The 17199-nt window shown below is 36.0% G+C and carries 17 protein-coding genes; 9 read left to right on the top strand and 8 right to left on the bottom strand.

The window, feature by feature from the left end; translation table 11 throughout:
* Positions 1–3 precede the first annotated feature (3 nt).
* Complete coding sequence (locus T429_RS0103005) at positions 4–603, bottom strand: LptA/OstA family protein (protein WP_026500857.1); 600 nt, start codon at positions 601–603, stop codon at positions 4–6.
* Positions 604–690: 87 nt separating this feature from the next.
* On the bottom strand, positions 691–1335 hold the full coding sequence (gene lptC / locus T429_RS0103000; RefSeq protein WP_005774339.1) for an LPS export ABC transporter periplasmic protein LptC: 645 nt from the start codon (positions 1333–1335) through the stop codon (positions 691–693).
* Positions 1336–1523: 188 nt separating this feature from the next.
* Here lptC and ihfB point away from each other — a divergent pair, with 188 nt between their 5' ends.
* From ihfB to T429_RS0102960, 7 genes are all read left to right on the top strand, one after another.
* A complete protein-coding gene (ihfB, locus tag T429_RS0102995) occupies positions 1524–1802 on the top strand; it encodes an integration host factor subunit beta (protein WP_026500856.1) in 279 nt (92 codons plus the stop codon).
* A gap of 7 nt (positions 1803–1809) precedes the next feature.
* A complete protein-coding gene (locus tag T429_RS0102990) occupies positions 1810–2106 on the top strand; it encodes a lipopolysaccharide assembly protein LapA domain-containing protein (RefSeq protein WP_005774337.1) in 297 nt (98 codons plus the stop codon).
* A 160-nt stretch (positions 2107–2266) separates the two neighbouring features.
* The gene (locus tag T429_RS0102980) at positions 2267–3199 is read left to right on the top strand and encodes a class I SAM-dependent methyltransferase (protein ID WP_005774336.1); all 933 of its coding nucleotides are present in this window, start codon (positions 2267–2269) and stop codon (positions 3197–3199) included.
* A gap of 2 nt (positions 3200–3201) precedes the next feature.
* Positions 3202–4050: a TrmH family RNA methyltransferase gene (locus T429_RS0102975; RefSeq protein WP_005774335.1), complete on the top strand. Its 849-nt coding sequence runs from the start codon at positions 3202–3204 to the stop codon at positions 4048–4050.
* Positions 4047–4550 (top strand): signal peptidase II, encoded by a 504-nt coding sequence (gene lspA / locus T429_RS0102970; RefSeq protein WP_005774334.1) that lies wholly within the window; start codon positions 4047–4049, stop codon positions 4548–4550. The genes T429_RS0102975 and lspA overlap by 4 nt, the downstream gene beginning before the upstream one ends.
* An 829-nt stretch (positions 4551–5379) precedes the next feature.
* The gene (locus T429_RS0102965) at positions 5380–6153 is read left to right on the top strand and encodes a Bax inhibitor-1/YccA family protein (protein WP_026500855.1); all 774 of its coding nucleotides are present in this window, start codon (positions 5380–5382) and stop codon (positions 6151–6153) included.
* A gap of 111 nt (positions 6154–6264) precedes the next feature.
* The gene (locus T429_RS0102960) at positions 6265–7128 is read left to right on the top strand and encodes an endonuclease/exonuclease/phosphatase family protein (RefSeq protein WP_005774331.1); all 864 of its coding nucleotides are present in this window, start codon (positions 6265–6267) and stop codon (positions 7126–7128) included.
* Between the two features lie 6 nt (positions 7129–7134).
* Here the strand turns inward: T429_RS0102960 and polA are convergent, their stop codons facing one another.
* The 6 genes from polA to T429_RS0102920 form a co-directional block, all read right to left on the bottom strand.
* Positions 7135–10044: a DNA polymerase I gene (gene polA, locus T429_RS09745; protein ID WP_005774961.1), complete on the bottom strand. Its 2910-nt coding sequence runs from the start codon at positions 10042–10044 to the stop codon at positions 7135–7137.
* A gap of 329 nt (positions 10045–10373) precedes the next feature.
* On the bottom strand, positions 10374–11081 hold the full coding sequence (gene dnaQ / locus T429_RS0102940) for a DNA polymerase III subunit epsilon (protein ID WP_005774960.1): 708 nt from the start codon (positions 11079–11081) through the stop codon (positions 10374–10376).
* Between the two features lie 4 nt (positions 11082–11085).
* Positions 11086–11673: a dephospho-CoA kinase gene (gene coaE, locus T429_RS0102935; RefSeq protein WP_005774328.1), complete on the bottom strand. Its 588-nt coding sequence runs from the start codon at positions 11671–11673 to the stop codon at positions 11086–11088.
* Positions 11670–12542, bottom strand: coding sequence for a shikimate dehydrogenase (locus T429_RS0102930; protein WP_005774327.1), 873 nt, complete (start codon positions 12540–12542; stop codon positions 11670–11672). Before T429_RS0102930 ends, coaE begins: the two co-directional genes overlap by 4 nt.
* Entirely contained in the window at positions 12535–13131 is a 597-nt protein-coding gene (locus tag T429_RS0102925) for a Maf family nucleotide pyrophosphatase (protein ID WP_005774326.1), read from the bottom strand. Before T429_RS0102925 ends, T429_RS0102930 begins: the two co-directional genes overlap by 8 nt.
* Before the next feature lie 12 nt (positions 13132–13143).
* A complete protein-coding gene (locus tag T429_RS0102920) occupies positions 13144–13968 on the bottom strand; it encodes a pyruvate, water dikinase regulatory protein (RefSeq protein WP_005774959.1) in 825 nt (274 codons plus the stop codon).
* A 557-nt stretch (positions 13969–14525) separates the two neighbouring features.
* Here T429_RS0102920 and rho point away from each other — a divergent pair.
* Entirely contained in the window at positions 14526–15791 is a 1266-nt protein-coding gene (gene rho, locus T429_RS0102915; RefSeq protein ID WP_005774324.1) for a transcription termination factor Rho, read from the top strand.
* Positions 15792–15822: 31 nt separating this feature from the next.
* Positions 15823–17130: a tRNA uridine-5-carboxymethylaminomethyl(34) synthesis GTPase MnmE gene (gene mnmE / locus T429_RS0102910; RefSeq protein ID WP_005774322.1), complete on the top strand. Its 1308-nt coding sequence runs from the start codon at positions 15823–15825 to the stop codon at positions 17128–17130.
* Positions 17131–17199 lie beyond the last annotated feature (69 nt).

Raw genomic sequence — 17199 nt, 5'->3', positions numbered from 1 at the left:
ATCTTAATGGCCATTTTGTTGATTTTGTTTAAAAATAATAGAAACGCGACCTTTTTTCTTAGTTGTCTCACAACCCTCTAAAAAAGCTTTTCCGCTTTCCATATTTGCCGTTAGTTTGCATCCCGTTGCTACATTGTCACCATCTGTTAACACAACATGATTCCCTGTCAAGCTCATCATTTTTGATTTTCCATCAAAAACACCTCTATCTCCCGTAGCAACTTGCGTCGCTATTTTTATATAAACCGTTCCTAAGGCTTCCATTTTTTGTATACCCGACGAACCAAACAAAGAAACAGACGATACCGTCGCATTTTCCTTGTTTCTATCCGCTCCTTTATGAGTTTTATCGTAATAAACAATTAATTTTTCCGCCCGTAAAAGACGTTCACCTTGCACCACTGAAACATCACCCTTAAAAAGGGCTATCCCTTCTTTATCACGTATTTCTAAAGAATCTGCATGAAGTTCTACCGGTTCTTTGTCATTTGATAGGCTTATTCCCAAATGGGTCCCTTCAGTATATCCTGAAACCGTTCCTCCTCCTAACATTCCCATGCTAAAAGCCAACGTCATACCTATCCATCTTTTGTATGATTTCATTCTTCCAATTCTTCTGCAATTCTTCTGTTTGTATAGACACATGAATTCTCTTTTAAATATTCCTTAAAGATTCGTCTTGATATTGCGTCATTGCTTTTCAAGCACTAAATGTACACCACCATGGAAATACATGTTTTTTCCTTTTTCTCGAATTTTTAAGGCATTGGCGACAAGATGAAAACCGGCTCGCTGAATATTAACACGTTGATTTGTTTTTAACTGTCTTTCAGATAAATTAATATTAGCTGACATAAATTGTGCTATCACTCCATCATTCGTTGTAATGGTGAATGGTTTATCCAACTGTAAAAAACCATGAATATTATCGTAAATACCCCCTTGTGCTGAAAGAAAAACCTGTCTTTGTTGACCCATAGATGCTTTCGCTGTAATGTTTTGTAATCCAATTATTCCAGAGCGCGTATGATCTTGAAATGCCTTTTCTGCTTTAAGCCAATAAGGTTCATGAGCACGCGTATACCCTTCTAATTTTGGATTGAGCATCGTCAAGTTCGTCACTCCATTCTCTTCATTATTCAAAGGCATAGGATCAGACGTAACGGGAACCAAGAAGAACGTAAACCAGCAGAAAACCACCCCTGAAACTAGTGCTAAGAGGGGTAAAAAAATTTTTAAGTGGCTAATGCGACGCGAATGCCGAGATGCTTTTTTAAAAACATCTCCAACAGATGATTGCATTGAAAAGACTTCATTACGATTGTGTACGAACATACTCTCCTAATCTCTTATAAATATTCCGCATTTTTAATCTGTATAACCTTTATAAGAGGTATTTTCAAATTTTGTTTCTTGAAATTTGTTTTTTCTTGGTTTTATTTTGCTTTTATCCGTTTATATGTTGTAATATGCATGAAATGCACAATTATAAGAAAGTTTTTTTGTGTGAAAGTGAGGCTATTGTGGTTAAATCAGAGCTTGTGCAAATTATTGCTCGTCATAACCCGCATCTTTTTCAACGGGATGTGGAGAATATTGTAAACGCTATTTTTGAAGAAATTTCAACAGCACTTGCCAATGGCGATCGTGTTGAACTTCGTGGATTTGGAGCTTTTTCTGTAAAAAGCCGTTCAGCCCGTAATGGACGTAACCCACGAACTGGAGAAGCCGTTGCTGTTGAAGAAAAATGGATTCCTTTTTTTAAAACGGGCAAGGATTTACGCGACCGTCTTAATCAGTGAGAAACTTATGATCATTAAACGTATTCTTCTAACAAGTATCGGTGTGATTATCACAGCGTTTTTGATTGTTTTTATCGTAGCTAATCGTCAAGTTGTTCCGTTAACCCTTGATCCTTTTCGAGCAAATTCTGAAAGTTTTACTTATCATGCTCCCCTCTTTATATGGCTCTTTATTTTCTTTGGTTTTGGTATTTTATTAGGAAATATGATCCGTTGGTTTTCCCATCACAAATGCAAAAAGGCCCTCAAAAAAAGTAAAGCAGAGATCGAGAAATTGAAAACGTCTATCACAAATCTAGTGTAATGGTCTTTTAATGAAGTCTTTTTCTCTTTTGTATTTTATATTCAATACAGAATTTGTTTCTATATGTGTTTTAATTGATTTTAGTTCTTTTGCACTTTTACGAAACATTTAAGAGCTTTATAATGTAATTTTTTATACTTCATATATCGTGATACAAAACATGCCTGCACAATGCTTTCAATCCTCCCACAAGAATAGATATCCGCAGGAAAAATTGCCTCTTATTTTAGAAACAGGTATGAGTGAAAATTATGCTCTCATTGATTCTGGAAATGGACAAAAATTAGAGCGTTATGGAAACTATCGAATTATTCGACCAGAGGGTCAAGCACTATGGAAACCTGCTTTATCACAAAAACAATGGGATGATGTTGATGCTATTTTCACAGGAAACCGTGATGAAGAAGGGGTTGGTCGTTGGCATTTTCCTAAAAAGCCACTTGGTGAAACATGGCCTCTTTCTTGGAATGGACTGTCTTTTCTAGGTCGCTTTACTTCCTTTCGTCATGTAGGCGTTTTTCCTGAACAAGATGCCCATTGGCGCTCTATGGAAGAACAAATTGTTAAAGCCGCACGTCCTGTAAAACTATTGAATCTTTTTGGCTATACAGGTGTTGCCTCTTTGATTGGAGCACGAGCAGGTGCAAATGTTACCCATGTTGATGCTTCTAAAAAAGCCATTGCGTGGGCAAAAGCTAATCAGGAAAGAGCAGGATTACCAGATCATTCTATTCGCTGGATTTGCGATGATGCTGTAAAATTTGTCGAGCGAGAACTACGTCGCAAAAAAAACTATGATATGATTCTTCTTGATCCCCCCGCTTATGGACGTGGACCTCATGGTGAAGTTTGGCAACTATTTGATCATTTACCAGCGATGATCACAAATTGTCGTAAACTTCTCTCTGATAAACCGCTCTCTGTTGTCCTTACAGCTTATTCCATTCGTGCTTCCTTCTTTGCACTTCATGCTTTAATGCGCGATGCATTTGTAAATCTTGGGGGTACAGTTGAATCAGGAGAGCTCATTTTGCGTGAAGAAATTGCAGGGCGCGCCCTTTCTACTTCTCTTTTTAGCCGTTGGATTGCTTGAATATGTGTGGACCAAAAACTGGTAGAGTGAAAGAAATTACCTCTCTTAGCAACCCCATCATAAAAGATCTTAAAGCACTTAGCCAAAAGAAAAACCGTAATCGTGAAGGTCTTTTTATGGCAGAGGGATTGAAATTGGTCATTGATGCTCTCAATCTCGGTTGGACTATACAGACACTTATTTTTTCTAAAAGCGAAATTGGTAATGCCACTATCGAAAATACTGCTGCACGCGCTGTAGCCAATGGTGGTTTTGTTATCAAAGCCTCACAAAAGGTTATGGAATCACTTACCCGACGCGATAATCCACAAACAGTTATTGGTATTTTTAGACAAAAATGGCAACCCCTTGAAATGATAAAAGGACAGGCGAAAGATGTTTACATCGCACTTGATCGTGTGCGTGATCCTGGAAATCTTGGAACCATTATTCGCACGGCTGATGCTGTAGGTGCTAAAGGTGTTCTTTTAATTGGCGAAACAACAGACCCTTTCTCACCTGAAGCAGTTCGTGCAACCATGGGATCTATTTTCTCTATACCTCTTTATCGTTTTGATGAAAGCGCCTTTTTAAACTGGTTAGCTCACTTTAAAGGCATAATCGTTGGCACGCATCTCAAAGGATCTCAGGATTATCGCACACTTGATTTGAAAAATGGTCCGATAATCCTTTTAATGGGAAATGAAAAACAGGGGTTATCAGATATTCTGACAAGTCGGTGTGATAAACTTGCACGTATTCCACAAAGTGGACGCGCTGACTCGCTTAATCTGGCAGTAGCAACAGCTGTTATGCTTTATGAAATCCGTCGCCCTTATTTAACACTGGAACCATGCGAGGAAAAAATATGATCCGCAAATCACTCTCTTTTTTTCTTCTTGGTTTGGCCCTTACAGTGGGACTTGACCAAGCTGTTAAGTATTGGATTATGCACAATATGCCTCTCGGGACAGAAATCCCCCTTATTCCTTTCCTTTCCCTTTATCACGTGCGTAATTCTGGTATTGCATTTTCGTTTTTTTCTTCCTTTTCTCACTGGGGAATCATTGCCATCACGATCATTGTGATTATCTTTCTTTTATGGTTATGGAAGAATACTGAAGACAACAAATTTTTAATGCGCTTCGGTCTTGTCCTTATTATTGGGGGAGCAATCGGCAACCTTATTGATCGTATTCGCTTTCATCATGTCACTGATTATATACTTTTTCACATTGATGATATTTTTTATTTTGCTATTTTTAATCTTGCAGATAGTTTTATCACTTTGGGTGTTATTGCCATCCTTATTGAGGAACTGCGTACTTGGATGAAAGCAAGAGGTCATTCAAACCATACATCTCCTCATTGATGTTCTCATCGCCTTAAAAACAGAGATTTTTTAACACCATAAGCTTGATTACAAATCCTCTTGGATAATTCTTGCAGCTAATCATTTCACGTATTTTTTTATGAGATTTTATTTTCTCTTCAACTTTATATTTCCATTCTTCATCAATACAAAAGAACTGATTTCAAATAGAAATCAATATCTTTTTATCTATATGTCCCTATCACACCCTAAGAAAAAATATTTTACAGCTTTTTATTAGCACGCCAATCCTGCTCGTGTGTTGTGCAAGAAAATGATCTTGATGGATTGAATATAAACAGATTTGTCATCAGACAATCTTACGATATTTTTGTGAGAGATATTTAGAGTAAAAAATAATATATCTTTATATATCAATGTGTTATATAAAAACTCAATTCAATTATGAATTATGGTAAGGCAGAGCATACGCAGTCTTGAAGGTTGAAAAATAGCGTGATACTATGCAACACTTCTCTTATCATCTTAAATATGGGTATTTTGTAACTGGGAATTATAGGGTTCCCGTGAATAATAAAAAAACATTAGTATTGTCCTTTTATCTTGCAAAAATATGGCAAAAAATGGAAATATTTTTCATGAAAATGAACTATTTCCTTACCAATTTGTAAGGTTCCTTTCTTCGATAAATCTCTTGTAATTTTTAAATAAATCTCCATAATAAAGGGGAAGATATGCTGGAATTCCGCCAGTGATTCTGAAGGTTTTTGTATTCGCCAAATTAAGGCTTATACAAAGTTTGTCTCTGGAATGAGAGAAAATGAAAAACCCAATGCCTGACGGGACATATGCTAAAGGATTTTATATTATGGCTAATTTTAAAAATTTACGTTCAGCGCCTGCTTCTCATGCTGATGCATCGATTGATCAGGGATTGCGCGACTATATGTTGGGTGTTTACAATACAATGGCCATTGGTTTGCTTATTACAGCTGCTGCTGCCTATGCAATTGTATCATTAGCAACGACAACAGATATGAGCCAAGCAGCAGCTCAGATCAGTAACAGTGTTTATTTAACATCATTTGGAGTAACATTTTATACATCGCCATTCTCTTATATTGTGATGTTTGCACCCCTCGTTGCAGTTTTATTTCTCAGTTTTAAAATTAATACATTAAGCACCAATGCTGCTCGTAGTCTCTTTTTTGGTTATGCTGCTTTAATTGGGCTTTCATTGTCTTCAATCGTTTTACGTTATACGACAGAGAGTATTGTACAAACCTTTGTCATTTCCGCTGCAACTTTTGGAGCTCTTTCACTTTATGGATACACTACAAAGCGTGATCTTACAGCAATTGGTTCATTTTTATTCATCGGATTGATTGGCTTGTTTCTTTCTATGATTGTGAATATTTTTCTTGGGTCAAGTGCTTTGCAATTTGCTATCTCCGTTATTGGTGTTTTTATCTTTGCTGGCTTAACAGCTTACGATACTCAAAACATTAAGTTGATGTATTATGAAGGAGATCAAGGCGATACCAGAGGTCGTAAAGTTATTATGGGTGCGTTGAGTCTCTATCTTGATTTCATCAATATGTTTGTCTTCTTGCTACAATTTCTCGGCTCAAACCGTGATTGATTGCAAAAACAGCGTTTAATGAAGGAACCTTGTTTCTAAAAGAGACAAGGTTCTTTTGTTTTTAGTGTAAGTTTTTACCTTTTGCCTTTTAGGAGTTATTCTTTTCGTAAAATGACAAAAATACCTTACAAGCAAAAACTCCCTTGGTTTAGCGGTTTTATTCAACAAAAGCTCCATAACACCCTTTTAAAGGCAATCCATAGCCGTTCTCATCCTCCATCAAATATTCTCAACCCAAATAATCATTATGATCTGACCGTTGCTTCCTATAATGTACATAAATGCGTAGGTATTGATAAAATTTTTGATCCTACACGGATTGTCCGTGTTATTACTGAATTACAAGTTGATATCCTTGCTCTTCAAGAAGCAGATAAACGTTTTGGTGAACGCATTGGTTTAATTAATCTTAAACTGTTAAAAGCTGAAACCGGTTTGATTCCTGTTCCTCTCAATACTATGTCACCTCATGGTCACGGTTGGCATGGGAACGCTCTCTTTTTGCGAAAGGGATATGTACGTGATACTTTACAAGTCTCTCTTCCTGGTATTGAACCACGTGGGGCTATCATTGTAGAATTGGAAATGGCAGCAGGTCCTATTCGTATTATTGCGGCTCATTTTGGCTTATTACGTTATTCTCGCAAACAACAAACAAAAATGCTCCTTGCAATTTTGCAAAAACGCTCCCTCATGCCTACACTCCTCATTGGAGATTTTAATGAATGGCGGATGGGAAAAGGCTCATCTTTAAATCATTTTTATCCCTATTTTGATAGCTCACTTGAAGTTGTACCAAGCTTTCCCTCTCGCTTTCCTTTTTTAGCCCTTGATCGCGTTTTTGCCTTTCCTCACCAATTGGTAACAAATCTTGAAAATCACCATTCACCACTTGCGCGTATTGCCTCAGATCATTTGCCAATCAAAGCTTATCTTAATCTTGCTCATGCAATAAACATCCTGAAAAATAAATGAAAAAAGTTAATGAGCCTCATCCCAATTTTGAGCCGTCATAACTTTCACTTCAAGGGGTACAGATAAAGATAAAATCGGCATTGTAGCATTTTCCATGACATTTTTAACAATAGCTATGGTTTTTTTACTTTCTTCTTCTGGTACTTCAAAAATCAGTTCATCATGCACTTGCAGCAACATTTTTGCTGATAGACTTTCTTCTTTTAAAGCATCTTCCATCTGTATCATAGCACGGCGAATAATATCGGCCGCAGAACCTTGAATGGGAGCATTGATCGCCGCTCTCTCATTAAGAGAACGAATTTTTACATTCTCTGCTTTTATTTCTGGATAATGGATGCGACGTCCAAAAATTGTTTCTACATAACCATTCTCACGCGCAAAGCTTTTAGTCTTTTCCATATAATTCTTAATTCCTGGAAATCTTTCAAAATAAAGTTGAATATACCGCCCTGCTTCTTGGCGTGAAATCCCTAATTGATTGGCTAATCCAAAAGCTGAAATACCATAAATAATACCAAAATTAATCGCTTTTGCACGCCGTCGTGTATCTGAAGGCATTCCCTCTATCGCAACGCCAAACATTTCTGACGCCGTTATAGCGTGAATATCATGTCCTTTAGCAAAAGCTTCTTTTAACGCTTTTATATCCGCAATATGTGCGAGAATGCGTAATTCAATTTGACTATAATCAGCAGAAAGCAAAACATGTCCTTTGGAAGCAATAAAAGCTGTTCGAATTTTACGTCCTTCAACAGTTCGTACTGGAATATTTTGCAAATTTGGTTCTGATGATGATAACCGCCCTGTTGACGTTATTGCCAAAGAATAATTCGTATGAACACGGCCTGTTTTTGGTAAAATATAAGAAGGTAAAGCATCGGCATAGGTCGATTTTAACTTTGCAAGTTGACGCCACTCAATAATTTTACGCGGTAAAATATGACCTTCAGCAGATAACTCTTCTAAGGTTTGTGCAGAAGTTGACCATTGGCCACCCTTTGTCTTAGCGCCTCCAGGCAATCCCATTTTGCCAAAAAGAATATCCCCTAATTGCTTTGGCGAAGCAAGATTAAATTTTTCATCCGCTTGTTTATAAATTTCTTCTTCTAAAATTAAAGCAGCCTGCGCCAATTCTCCTGAAAGGCGCAATAAAATTTGCCGATCAATAAGAATTCCGCGTTCTTCCATTCTTGCAAGAACTTCTACAAGAGGTCGATCAAGACGTTCATAAATTTTTGTCATACCCCGAGAGACAAGTTGCGGTTTCAAAACTTGCCAAAGACGTAGCGTTATATCCGCATCTTCCGCCGCATAAAGGGTTGCTTGCCTTAAATCTACTTGTGCAAAAGAAGTAATTTTTTTTCCGTTATGTGTTAAATCCTTATAGGCAATTGGTTTATGTCCAAGCCAACGTTCCGATAAATCATCCATATTATGGGTTAAAGTTCCAGCATCCAAAGCATAAGACAAAAGCATGGTATCATCAAAAGAACGTATCACAATGTCATATTGCTTCATCACCAACCAATCATATTTTATATTCTGTCCAATTTTTAATACTGCAGAATCTTCTAATATCGGTTTTAAAAATGCTAAAGCTTTTCGGGTCTCAATCTGGGAGGCAATGCGTCCACCCCTCAAAAGGTCTTCCTCTCCTTCATCAAAATGTTCAAGAGGTATATAGGCTGCTTTTCCCGGCTGTAATGCGAGTGAAAAACCAACAAGCTTTGCTTGCATTGGATCAAGAGAAGTTGTTTCAGTATCAAAAGCAAAAAAACCCTGCTCTTGTGCTTGTGATAACCATTCTTTTAAAATTTTCTCATCAAGAATTGTTGTATAAGTCTCTCTTGTAATTTTTTGAGTCAGTGCTTGATCTTTACGTTTTTGTGCAAAAGCTTGTGGAGAATTTTCGGAAAACTCATGACGAGATTTTTGCTCTATGTTCTTAGTACTAAAATCATGCTTGTCGTTAGGTTTTTCCCATTCAACATCTATATCCAGTGCATCAATAACAGCTGCATCGCATGCTGTCGCCTCTGCCACGCGACGCGTTAATGTTGAAAATTCCATCGCTTTCAAAAAAGCAATTAAGCGTGGTCCATCTTGTGGCTCCAAAATAAAATCATCTAAATCACTGTCTATAGGAACATCTGTTTTAAGCTTAACAAGTTCACGAGAAATTTTAACCTGTTCACTATAAGCTTGTATGTTTTCACGTCGTTTTGTTTGTTTAATTTCAGTCACACGTTGCAACAAAAGATCAAGAGAACCAAACTGATTTAACAACTGAGCGGCAGTTTTTGGTCCAATGCCTGGAATCCCTGGTACATTATCCGTCGAATCTCCAATTAATGCTTGTAAATCGATCATCTTTTTAGGATGAACACCCCATTTTTCTATAACTTCTGAGACACCTATATGCTTGTCTTTCATTCCATCATACAAGGATACATGCTTATTGACGAGTTGCATAAGATCCTTATCAGAAGAGATAATGGTTGTTTTTGCACCAACCTTTGTTGCCAATTGTGCGTAGGTCGCTATCAAATCATCCGCTTCAAAGCCTTCCTTTTCAATACAAGGCAAATTAAAAGCTTTAGTTGCTTGGCGTATTAACGCAAATTGAGGAATTAAATCTTCGGGAGGTTCAGAGCGATTCGCTTTATATTGAGGATAAATTTGTTTTCGAAAAGTATCAGATGAATAATCAAAAATAACAGCAATGTGTGTTGGAACAATACCTGTCGCTGTGTTACGAGCATCACAAAGTAATTTCCATAACATATTACAAAAACCAGCTACGGCTCCTATAGGAAGTCCATCCTTTTTACGTTTTAAAGGCGGTAAAGCATAGTAAGCACGAAAAACATAGCCTGACCCGTCAACCAACAAAAGATGATCTGTTGCTTTCATGACAATTTTATTTCTCCATTTCAGCTAAAAAACACATTCCCCTTATATATTTTTTTCACTTTTATTTTAATTTTTTCCATTTTGCCTCTAAAAAGCCATTTTTTCTTTTCATAAGACATGAAGTCGTTACACTTTATATTACGTACCTAGAGCTTTTCTTTGCTGTTACAGGATTAATAGCTTTCATTTTGCTCCTCCTATGATAGCTGAGGTACGATGTAGCGACAGGGTCGTTGTGGTGTTCCCCTCCCCACAACGACCATTTTTTTTACATCCGTATTTTTCATTTTTAATCTTAAGTAACTTTTTTAGAGATAAGGTAAGGGATGTTATTCATGAATTTTGAAGTTATTCCACAGAGCTTTTTCACCCATTTTTCTGATAAAATCGGCGTGCAACTTTTTTTCCTGTGCAGTCAATCTTGAAGGTAAAGCCTGTGGACGAGATCTAACTGCATAAGATATGCCTTTATCATTTTGGATATGTTCATCAACATTCCTTCTGTTATCAAAACCCAATACGCCCTGCTTTCCACCAATCAGTTCAATATAAACATCAGCCAAAATCTCTGCATCAAGCAAAGCGCCGTGAAGAACACGATGGCTGTTATCAATTCCAAAACGTTTGCATAAAATATCAAGAGAATTAGGACCCATAGGAAATTTACGCCGTGCCATAGCCAATGTATCAAGAATATTATCAACACTGATAAGGGGCTTATTGACACGTTTTAATTCTGCATTAATAAAACCTATATCAAAACTCGCATTATGCGCAATCATGGTCGCACCATTGATAAATTCTAAAAATTCATCAACAATATCACTAAAACTTTTCTCGTTTTTTAAGCGTTCATTGGTTAATCCGTGAATTGCTACCACTTCATCAGGAATAAGAACGCCTTCCGGATTTAAATAAACATGAAACTGGCGTCCCGTAAGATAACGATCAACCATTTCTACACAACCAATTTCGATTATGCGATCTTTCTCTTTATCTAAACCTGTTGTTTCTGTATCAAAAATAATTTCCCGCATAATTTTAATTCTTTAGCAATTTTTTTATGACATCAAAAACCTGTTGACGTGTATTCTCTAAATCTTTCCCTGTATCAATAATAAAATCAGCACGTTCTCGTTTTTTTTCATCTGGCATTTGCCTCGCATTGATAAAGGCAAATTTTTTCTCATTCATCCCTTGGCGAATCATCACACGCTCTTTTTGTATTTCTGGTGGAGCAGAAACAACAATAACGCTATCTACACGACTTTCACCATTTTTTTCAAACAGAAGTGGAATATCAAGAATAACTAATTTTTCCCCATGGCGACGCGCTGTATCAATAAATTCCTTTTCTTTTTTTTGCACTAATGGATGAATTACTTTTTCTAATGTTTGTAATTTTTCCTTATCATCAATCAAAATTTCAGAAAGTTTCAAACGATTAACTTCACCATTTTCAACAACACCAGGAAAAATACGCTCTATGCGAGACACAGCTGGCTCACTTTTATAAAGCTGTTGTACCGCCTCATCAGCACTAAAAACAGAAATACCCGCTTGCTTGAAAAAATCAGCAACTGTTGATTTTCCCATAGCAATTGATCCCGTCAATCCTATGATCTTCATTCTCTCTCTTCACTCATATCCTCTAAAATAGCTGCCCGTAAGGCTTTTGTTACCTGTGGTCTTATTCCAAACCACCGTTCAAAACCTATAACAGCTTGGTGGAGAAGCATCCCAAACCCATCAACAGTCTTTAGACCGCAAGCTTTAGCCTGTTGTAAAAAAGGGGTTATCAATGGTGTATAAACAATATCTGTTACTAATGCTGTTTTTTTTGCTTTATGAAAATCACAAAAAAAAGAATCATTTTTTTCTTCTGGATTTTTTATGCCTATGGATGTCGTATTAACAATCAAATCAGCTTGATAAAGTATTTCATGGACCTTATGCCAATCGTAGACTTTAATGGGTTTTCCAAAATGTTGGGCTAAATTATCAGCGCGTTGTTTTGTACGGTTAACTAAATAAATCTGTTCAAATCTGCGCTCTTTTAAAGCATAGAGGACAGCGCGTGCAGCACCACCTGCTCCAAAGACAAGAGCTGTTTCCCCTTCCCAATCAGATGCAAAATCATCAAGATTAGCGCTAAAACCATAGGCATCACTATTGGTAGCACAAAGTTTATCTCCTTCATACCAAAGTGTATTAGCCGCACCAATTATTGTTGCTGTTTCATCTTTATAATCTGCTAGACGAAAGGCTTCCTGTTTATGAGGCAAAGTAATATTTCCTCCACAAAAACCCATTTTTTGTATAGAAATAATAAAATGGTTGAATTCTTCAGAAGTCACTTCCTGTGCAAGATATTCCCCTTGTAAACCATATTGCTTAAGCCAAAAATTATGAATTGTTGGCGATTTTGAATGATGAATAGGAGAACCAACAACAAAAGCGCGGGGATAATTTGTTTTTTTTATTGTTAAGTCAACCATCAATAATCCCTAAATGACGTAATTTTACGAGTAGAGGGAGCAAAGGTAAACCAACAATAGTGAAAAAATCTCCATCAATTTTTTCAAAGAGTTGAATCCCTTCCCCTTCAATTTGATAGACTCCCACACTGTTTAAAACATCTTTTCCTACGCGCGCTAAATAACGCTCAATAAATTTTGATGAAAGTAAACGTACAGACATATGTGCACTAAAAGCTTCGACCCAAATTTTTTGACCATTTTTAAATAAAGCTACCGCACTATGAAGAGAATGTGTTTTTCCTGATAATTCGCATAAACGTTGGTGTGCTTCCTTAATATTTGTTGCTTTATGAAAAACTTGACCTTCTAAATCAAGCACTTGATCGCAACCAATAACAAAAGCATTAGAAAAACGATCTGAAACATTTTTTGCTTTTGCACTCGCAAGAAAACAGCTGAGTTCTTTAGGTGTTTTTTCTTTTGCTTTTTTTTCTACTTCTCTTTCATCAAAGGAAGCTCCTTCAATCAAAAAATTTAAACCTGCTTTTTTTAATAATTTTGCACGATAAAAACTAAGAGATGCTAATATTAATGTCTCTGTATTCATGAGAATTTTCTCTCATTTTCCTTCACGAAATCGTGATAAAAGTTCAAATATTGCCGCTGCAGTTTCTTCAATAGAGCGCCTTGTGACATCAATAATAGGCCAACCAAAACGTTCGCAAATGCGTTTTGCATAGATTAATTCTTCAGCTATGTTAATACGGTTTGTATAACTATCAAGAGCAAGACCTTCTCCCAAATCACGATTTTGCCGAATATGTGAGATTCTTTCAGCTGAAGCGATTAAACCAACAATTAAAGAATTTTTTGCCTCTAAAAGGGATTCTGGTAAATCAATATTAGGAATAAGAGGGACATTGGCCGTTTTGATCCCCCGATTTGCTAAATAGATACTTGTTGGCGTTTTAGAGGTCCTTGAAATTCCTACAAGAATTACATCCGCTTCAGATAAACTACTGGAAGATTGTCCGTCATCATGCTCTATCGTAAAATCCAATGCCTCAATACGGCGAAAATAATCAGCATTAAGATCATGTTGTGCGCTCGCACGTAAATGAGTTGGCATTCCAAGATAAGACTGAAAAGCATTTAAAACAGGATGTAATATATCAATACAGGGAACTTTTATTTTTTCGCATCTTTTTTGAAGAAGAAGTTTAAGTTCTTCATCAATTATTGTGTAAAGAACAATACCTGGCTCTTGTTGTATTTCATCAAGAGCTTTTTGTAACTGTATTTTATTACGAATCATAGGATAGATATGTTCTGTTGCCTGACTCATTGTATATTGGGATGCTACAGCTCTTCCAACAGAGATTAAAGTTTCCCCCGTTGCATCAGAAAGCATGTGTAAATGAAAGGATTTTTTTTCTTTTGTCACAAAAATTTTAACTCCTTGTTAAGACATGTGTATATATCTTCAGGCTTTTTTATAAAACTAAAATTTAGGAAAAATCTTCCATTATTATGCACAAATAAATCCCTTGTGATAATTGAACACTGCTTATGAGAAAAAAATGGGGATAATATCTTTAAGATAATGTTAATTTTATTTTTTTTATCCTCTCTTTTGTGGATAAAATTGAGAATAAATGAAGTGTAAATAATAATTCACACTAAACACAGTTTTTAATAAGAAGAATCCTCTCTTTAATATAAATTTATTAATAAAAAGTTTTGGAAAAAATACTCTTGAATGGAATTTCATTAACGTTATAGGTTAAATTCATATTTTTGTTATAAAATAATTAAATACTATTCGTGTTTTATATTTTTTATATAATATTCTTAATATTATACGAATAAATTTCATATAAATGGTACTTGCAGATTGAAAAAATTGAGTGTAAAATGCTTTCTTCTTGAGGATATTTCGTTCTATAAAATCTCCATAAATTGTTCAAGGTAATTCTCTCCTTAATTAAAAGAGCATCTTTCATGCAAAAAATGAAACTACAAGAACTTAAAAGTAAAAATCCCGTTGAACTTGTTTCTTTTGCTGAAACATTAGAAGTTGAAAATGCCTCCCTTATGCGCAAACAAGAATTAATGTTTGCGATCTTGAAAAAACTTGCTCTACAAGATGTAGAAATTATAGGAGAAGGCGTTGTTGAAGTTTTACAAGATGGATTTGGATTTTTGCGATCTGCTGATGCTAATTATCTTCCTGGACCTGATGATATCTATCTTTCACCTTCACAAATTCAGTCATTTTCTCTAAAAACAGGCGATACCATTGAAGGTCCTATACGAAGCCCAAAAGAAGGGGAACGTTATTTTGCTCTTCTTAAAATTAATACAATTAATTTCGAAAAACCTGAAAAAATTCGTTATAAAATTCACTTTGATAATCTTACACCTCTTTATTCAAATGAACGCTTCCAAATGGAAATACAAGATCCTACAGAGAAGGATATGTCATCGCGCGTGATTGATTTGATATCTCCATTGGGAAAAGGACAGAGAGGATTAATCGTTGCACCACCTCGGACGGGAAAAACAGTTCTCCTTCAGAATATTGCTCATTCTATTACCACTAATCATCCTGAATGTTATCTTATTGTTCTTTTGATTGATGAACGACCAGAAGAGGTTACAGATATGCAGCGTTCAGTAAAAGGAGAGGTTGTTTCTTCTACTTTTGATGAACCTGCAATACGTCACGTACAAGTGGCAGAAATGGTCATTGAAAAAGCCAAACGCCTCGTTGAATATGGTCGTGATGTTGTTATTCTTCTGGATTCGATTACACGTTTGGGTCGCGCATATAATACGGTTGTTCCTTCTTCAGGTAAGGTTTTGACAGGTGGTGTGGATGCAAATGCTTTGCAGCGTCCAAAACGTTTTTTTGGTGCTGCACGTAATATTGAGGAAGGTGGATCTTTAACCATTATTGCAACGGCTTTGATTGATACAGGAAGCCGTATGGATGAGGTTATTTTTGAAGAATTTAAAGGAACTGGTAATTCGGAAATTGTTCTTGATCGAAAAGTCGCTGATAAGCGTATTTTCCCCGCTATGGATATTTTGAAGTCAGGAACGCGTAAAGAAGAGCTTTTGGTTGCAAGACAAGATTTACACAAAATTTTTGTTCTTCGTCGTATTTTAGCGCCTATGAATGTAACAGATGCAATTGAATTTTTGATTGATAAATTAAAGCAAACAAAAAATAATAGTGAATTTTTTGATTCAATGAATACATAGAATCATTAAAGTTTTTATTAGGATAGAACCTGTGGATACAATCTTTGCTGTTTCGAGTGGATTGTTACCTTCAGGGGTTGCAGTCATTCGGCTTTCTGGTCCTCATGTTGTGCATATAGTTGAAACTCTTTGTGGTTGTTTACCTAAAGCACGCTTTATGCATTATGGAAATCTTACTGCTCGTGATGGTAGTTTTTTAGATTCTGCTTTGACTGTTTTTTTTCCTGCTCCTCATAGTTTCACGGGAGAAGACTGTGCAGAATTCCATTTGCATGGCGGAAAAGCAGTTGTTAATCGTTTTCTTGATGAATTATCGACATTTTCTGAATGCCGTATGGCTGAAGCAGGTGAATTTTCACGTCGTGCATTTATGGAAGGGAAATTAGATCTTGTTCAAGCAGAAGGTTTGGCTGATTTAATAGAAGCAGAAACGGAGAGCCAACGACGTTTAGCAGTGATGGGGACAAGTGGACATTTAACGACACTTTATCGTGATTGGCGCCATAAACTTATGAAGGCGCGTGCTTTTATTGAAGCAGAACTTGATTTTGCTGATGAAGCAGATATTCCTAACGCAATATCTGATAAAATTTGGAAAGATGTGGAAGATCTTTGTATTTCTCTTCGAGAACATATTGCTGAAGGAGAACGTGCAAGTATTTTACGTGATGGATTAAAGATTGTTATTGCAGGGGCTCCAAATTCTGGAAAATCAAGCATTATGAATCGTCTTGCAGGAAAATCTGTTGCTATTGTAACGGAAGAAGCAGGGACAACACGTGATGCTTTAGAAATGAGGCTTATTCTTGCTGGTTTACCTATTTTTTTAACGGATACTGCTGGTTTTAGAAAAACAGAAAATAAGGTAGAACAATTAGGAATAGAAGTTGCTAAACAGCATGTTAGAGAAGCTGATTTGGTTATTTTGGTTTATGATATAGGAAATCCTGAGCAAGTCGATTTACCAGAAACATCGGCTGAAATATGGCGTGTTGGCAATAAGCTTGATCTTTATGAAAAAAATGATCAAGATTATTCTATACAATTTTCTGCATTAACAGGGTTAAATTTTGATCATTTTATCAAAGAACTTGAATCATTTTGTCATCATCGTGCTTCTAAAGTTGGGAATCTTGTTCCGGCGCGTAAAAGACAACTTCAACTTTTAAAGGAAGCTGTTAAAGAGATTGAAAATTCTCTCAATTATCATTCTCTTGATCTCAGTTTACGTGCAGAACATCTCCGTCGTGCAAGTGATTTTATTGGAAAAATTACGGGAGATATTGATGTTGAAGATTTGCTTGATATTATTTTTTCAGAGTTTTGTGTTGGTAAATAATGATTCACGTGAAACATTGATTATTTCATAGACAGATTTAAAAGATTATGTAATTTATATTCTGTTTCA

Source organism: Bartonella elizabethae F9251 = ATCC 49927 (genome assembly GCF_000518165.1).
GTDB lineage: Bacteria > Pseudomonadota > Alphaproteobacteria > Rhizobiales > Rhizobiaceae > Bartonella > Bartonella elizabethae.
This window is presented reverse-complemented; position numbering and strand designations above follow the sequence as displayed.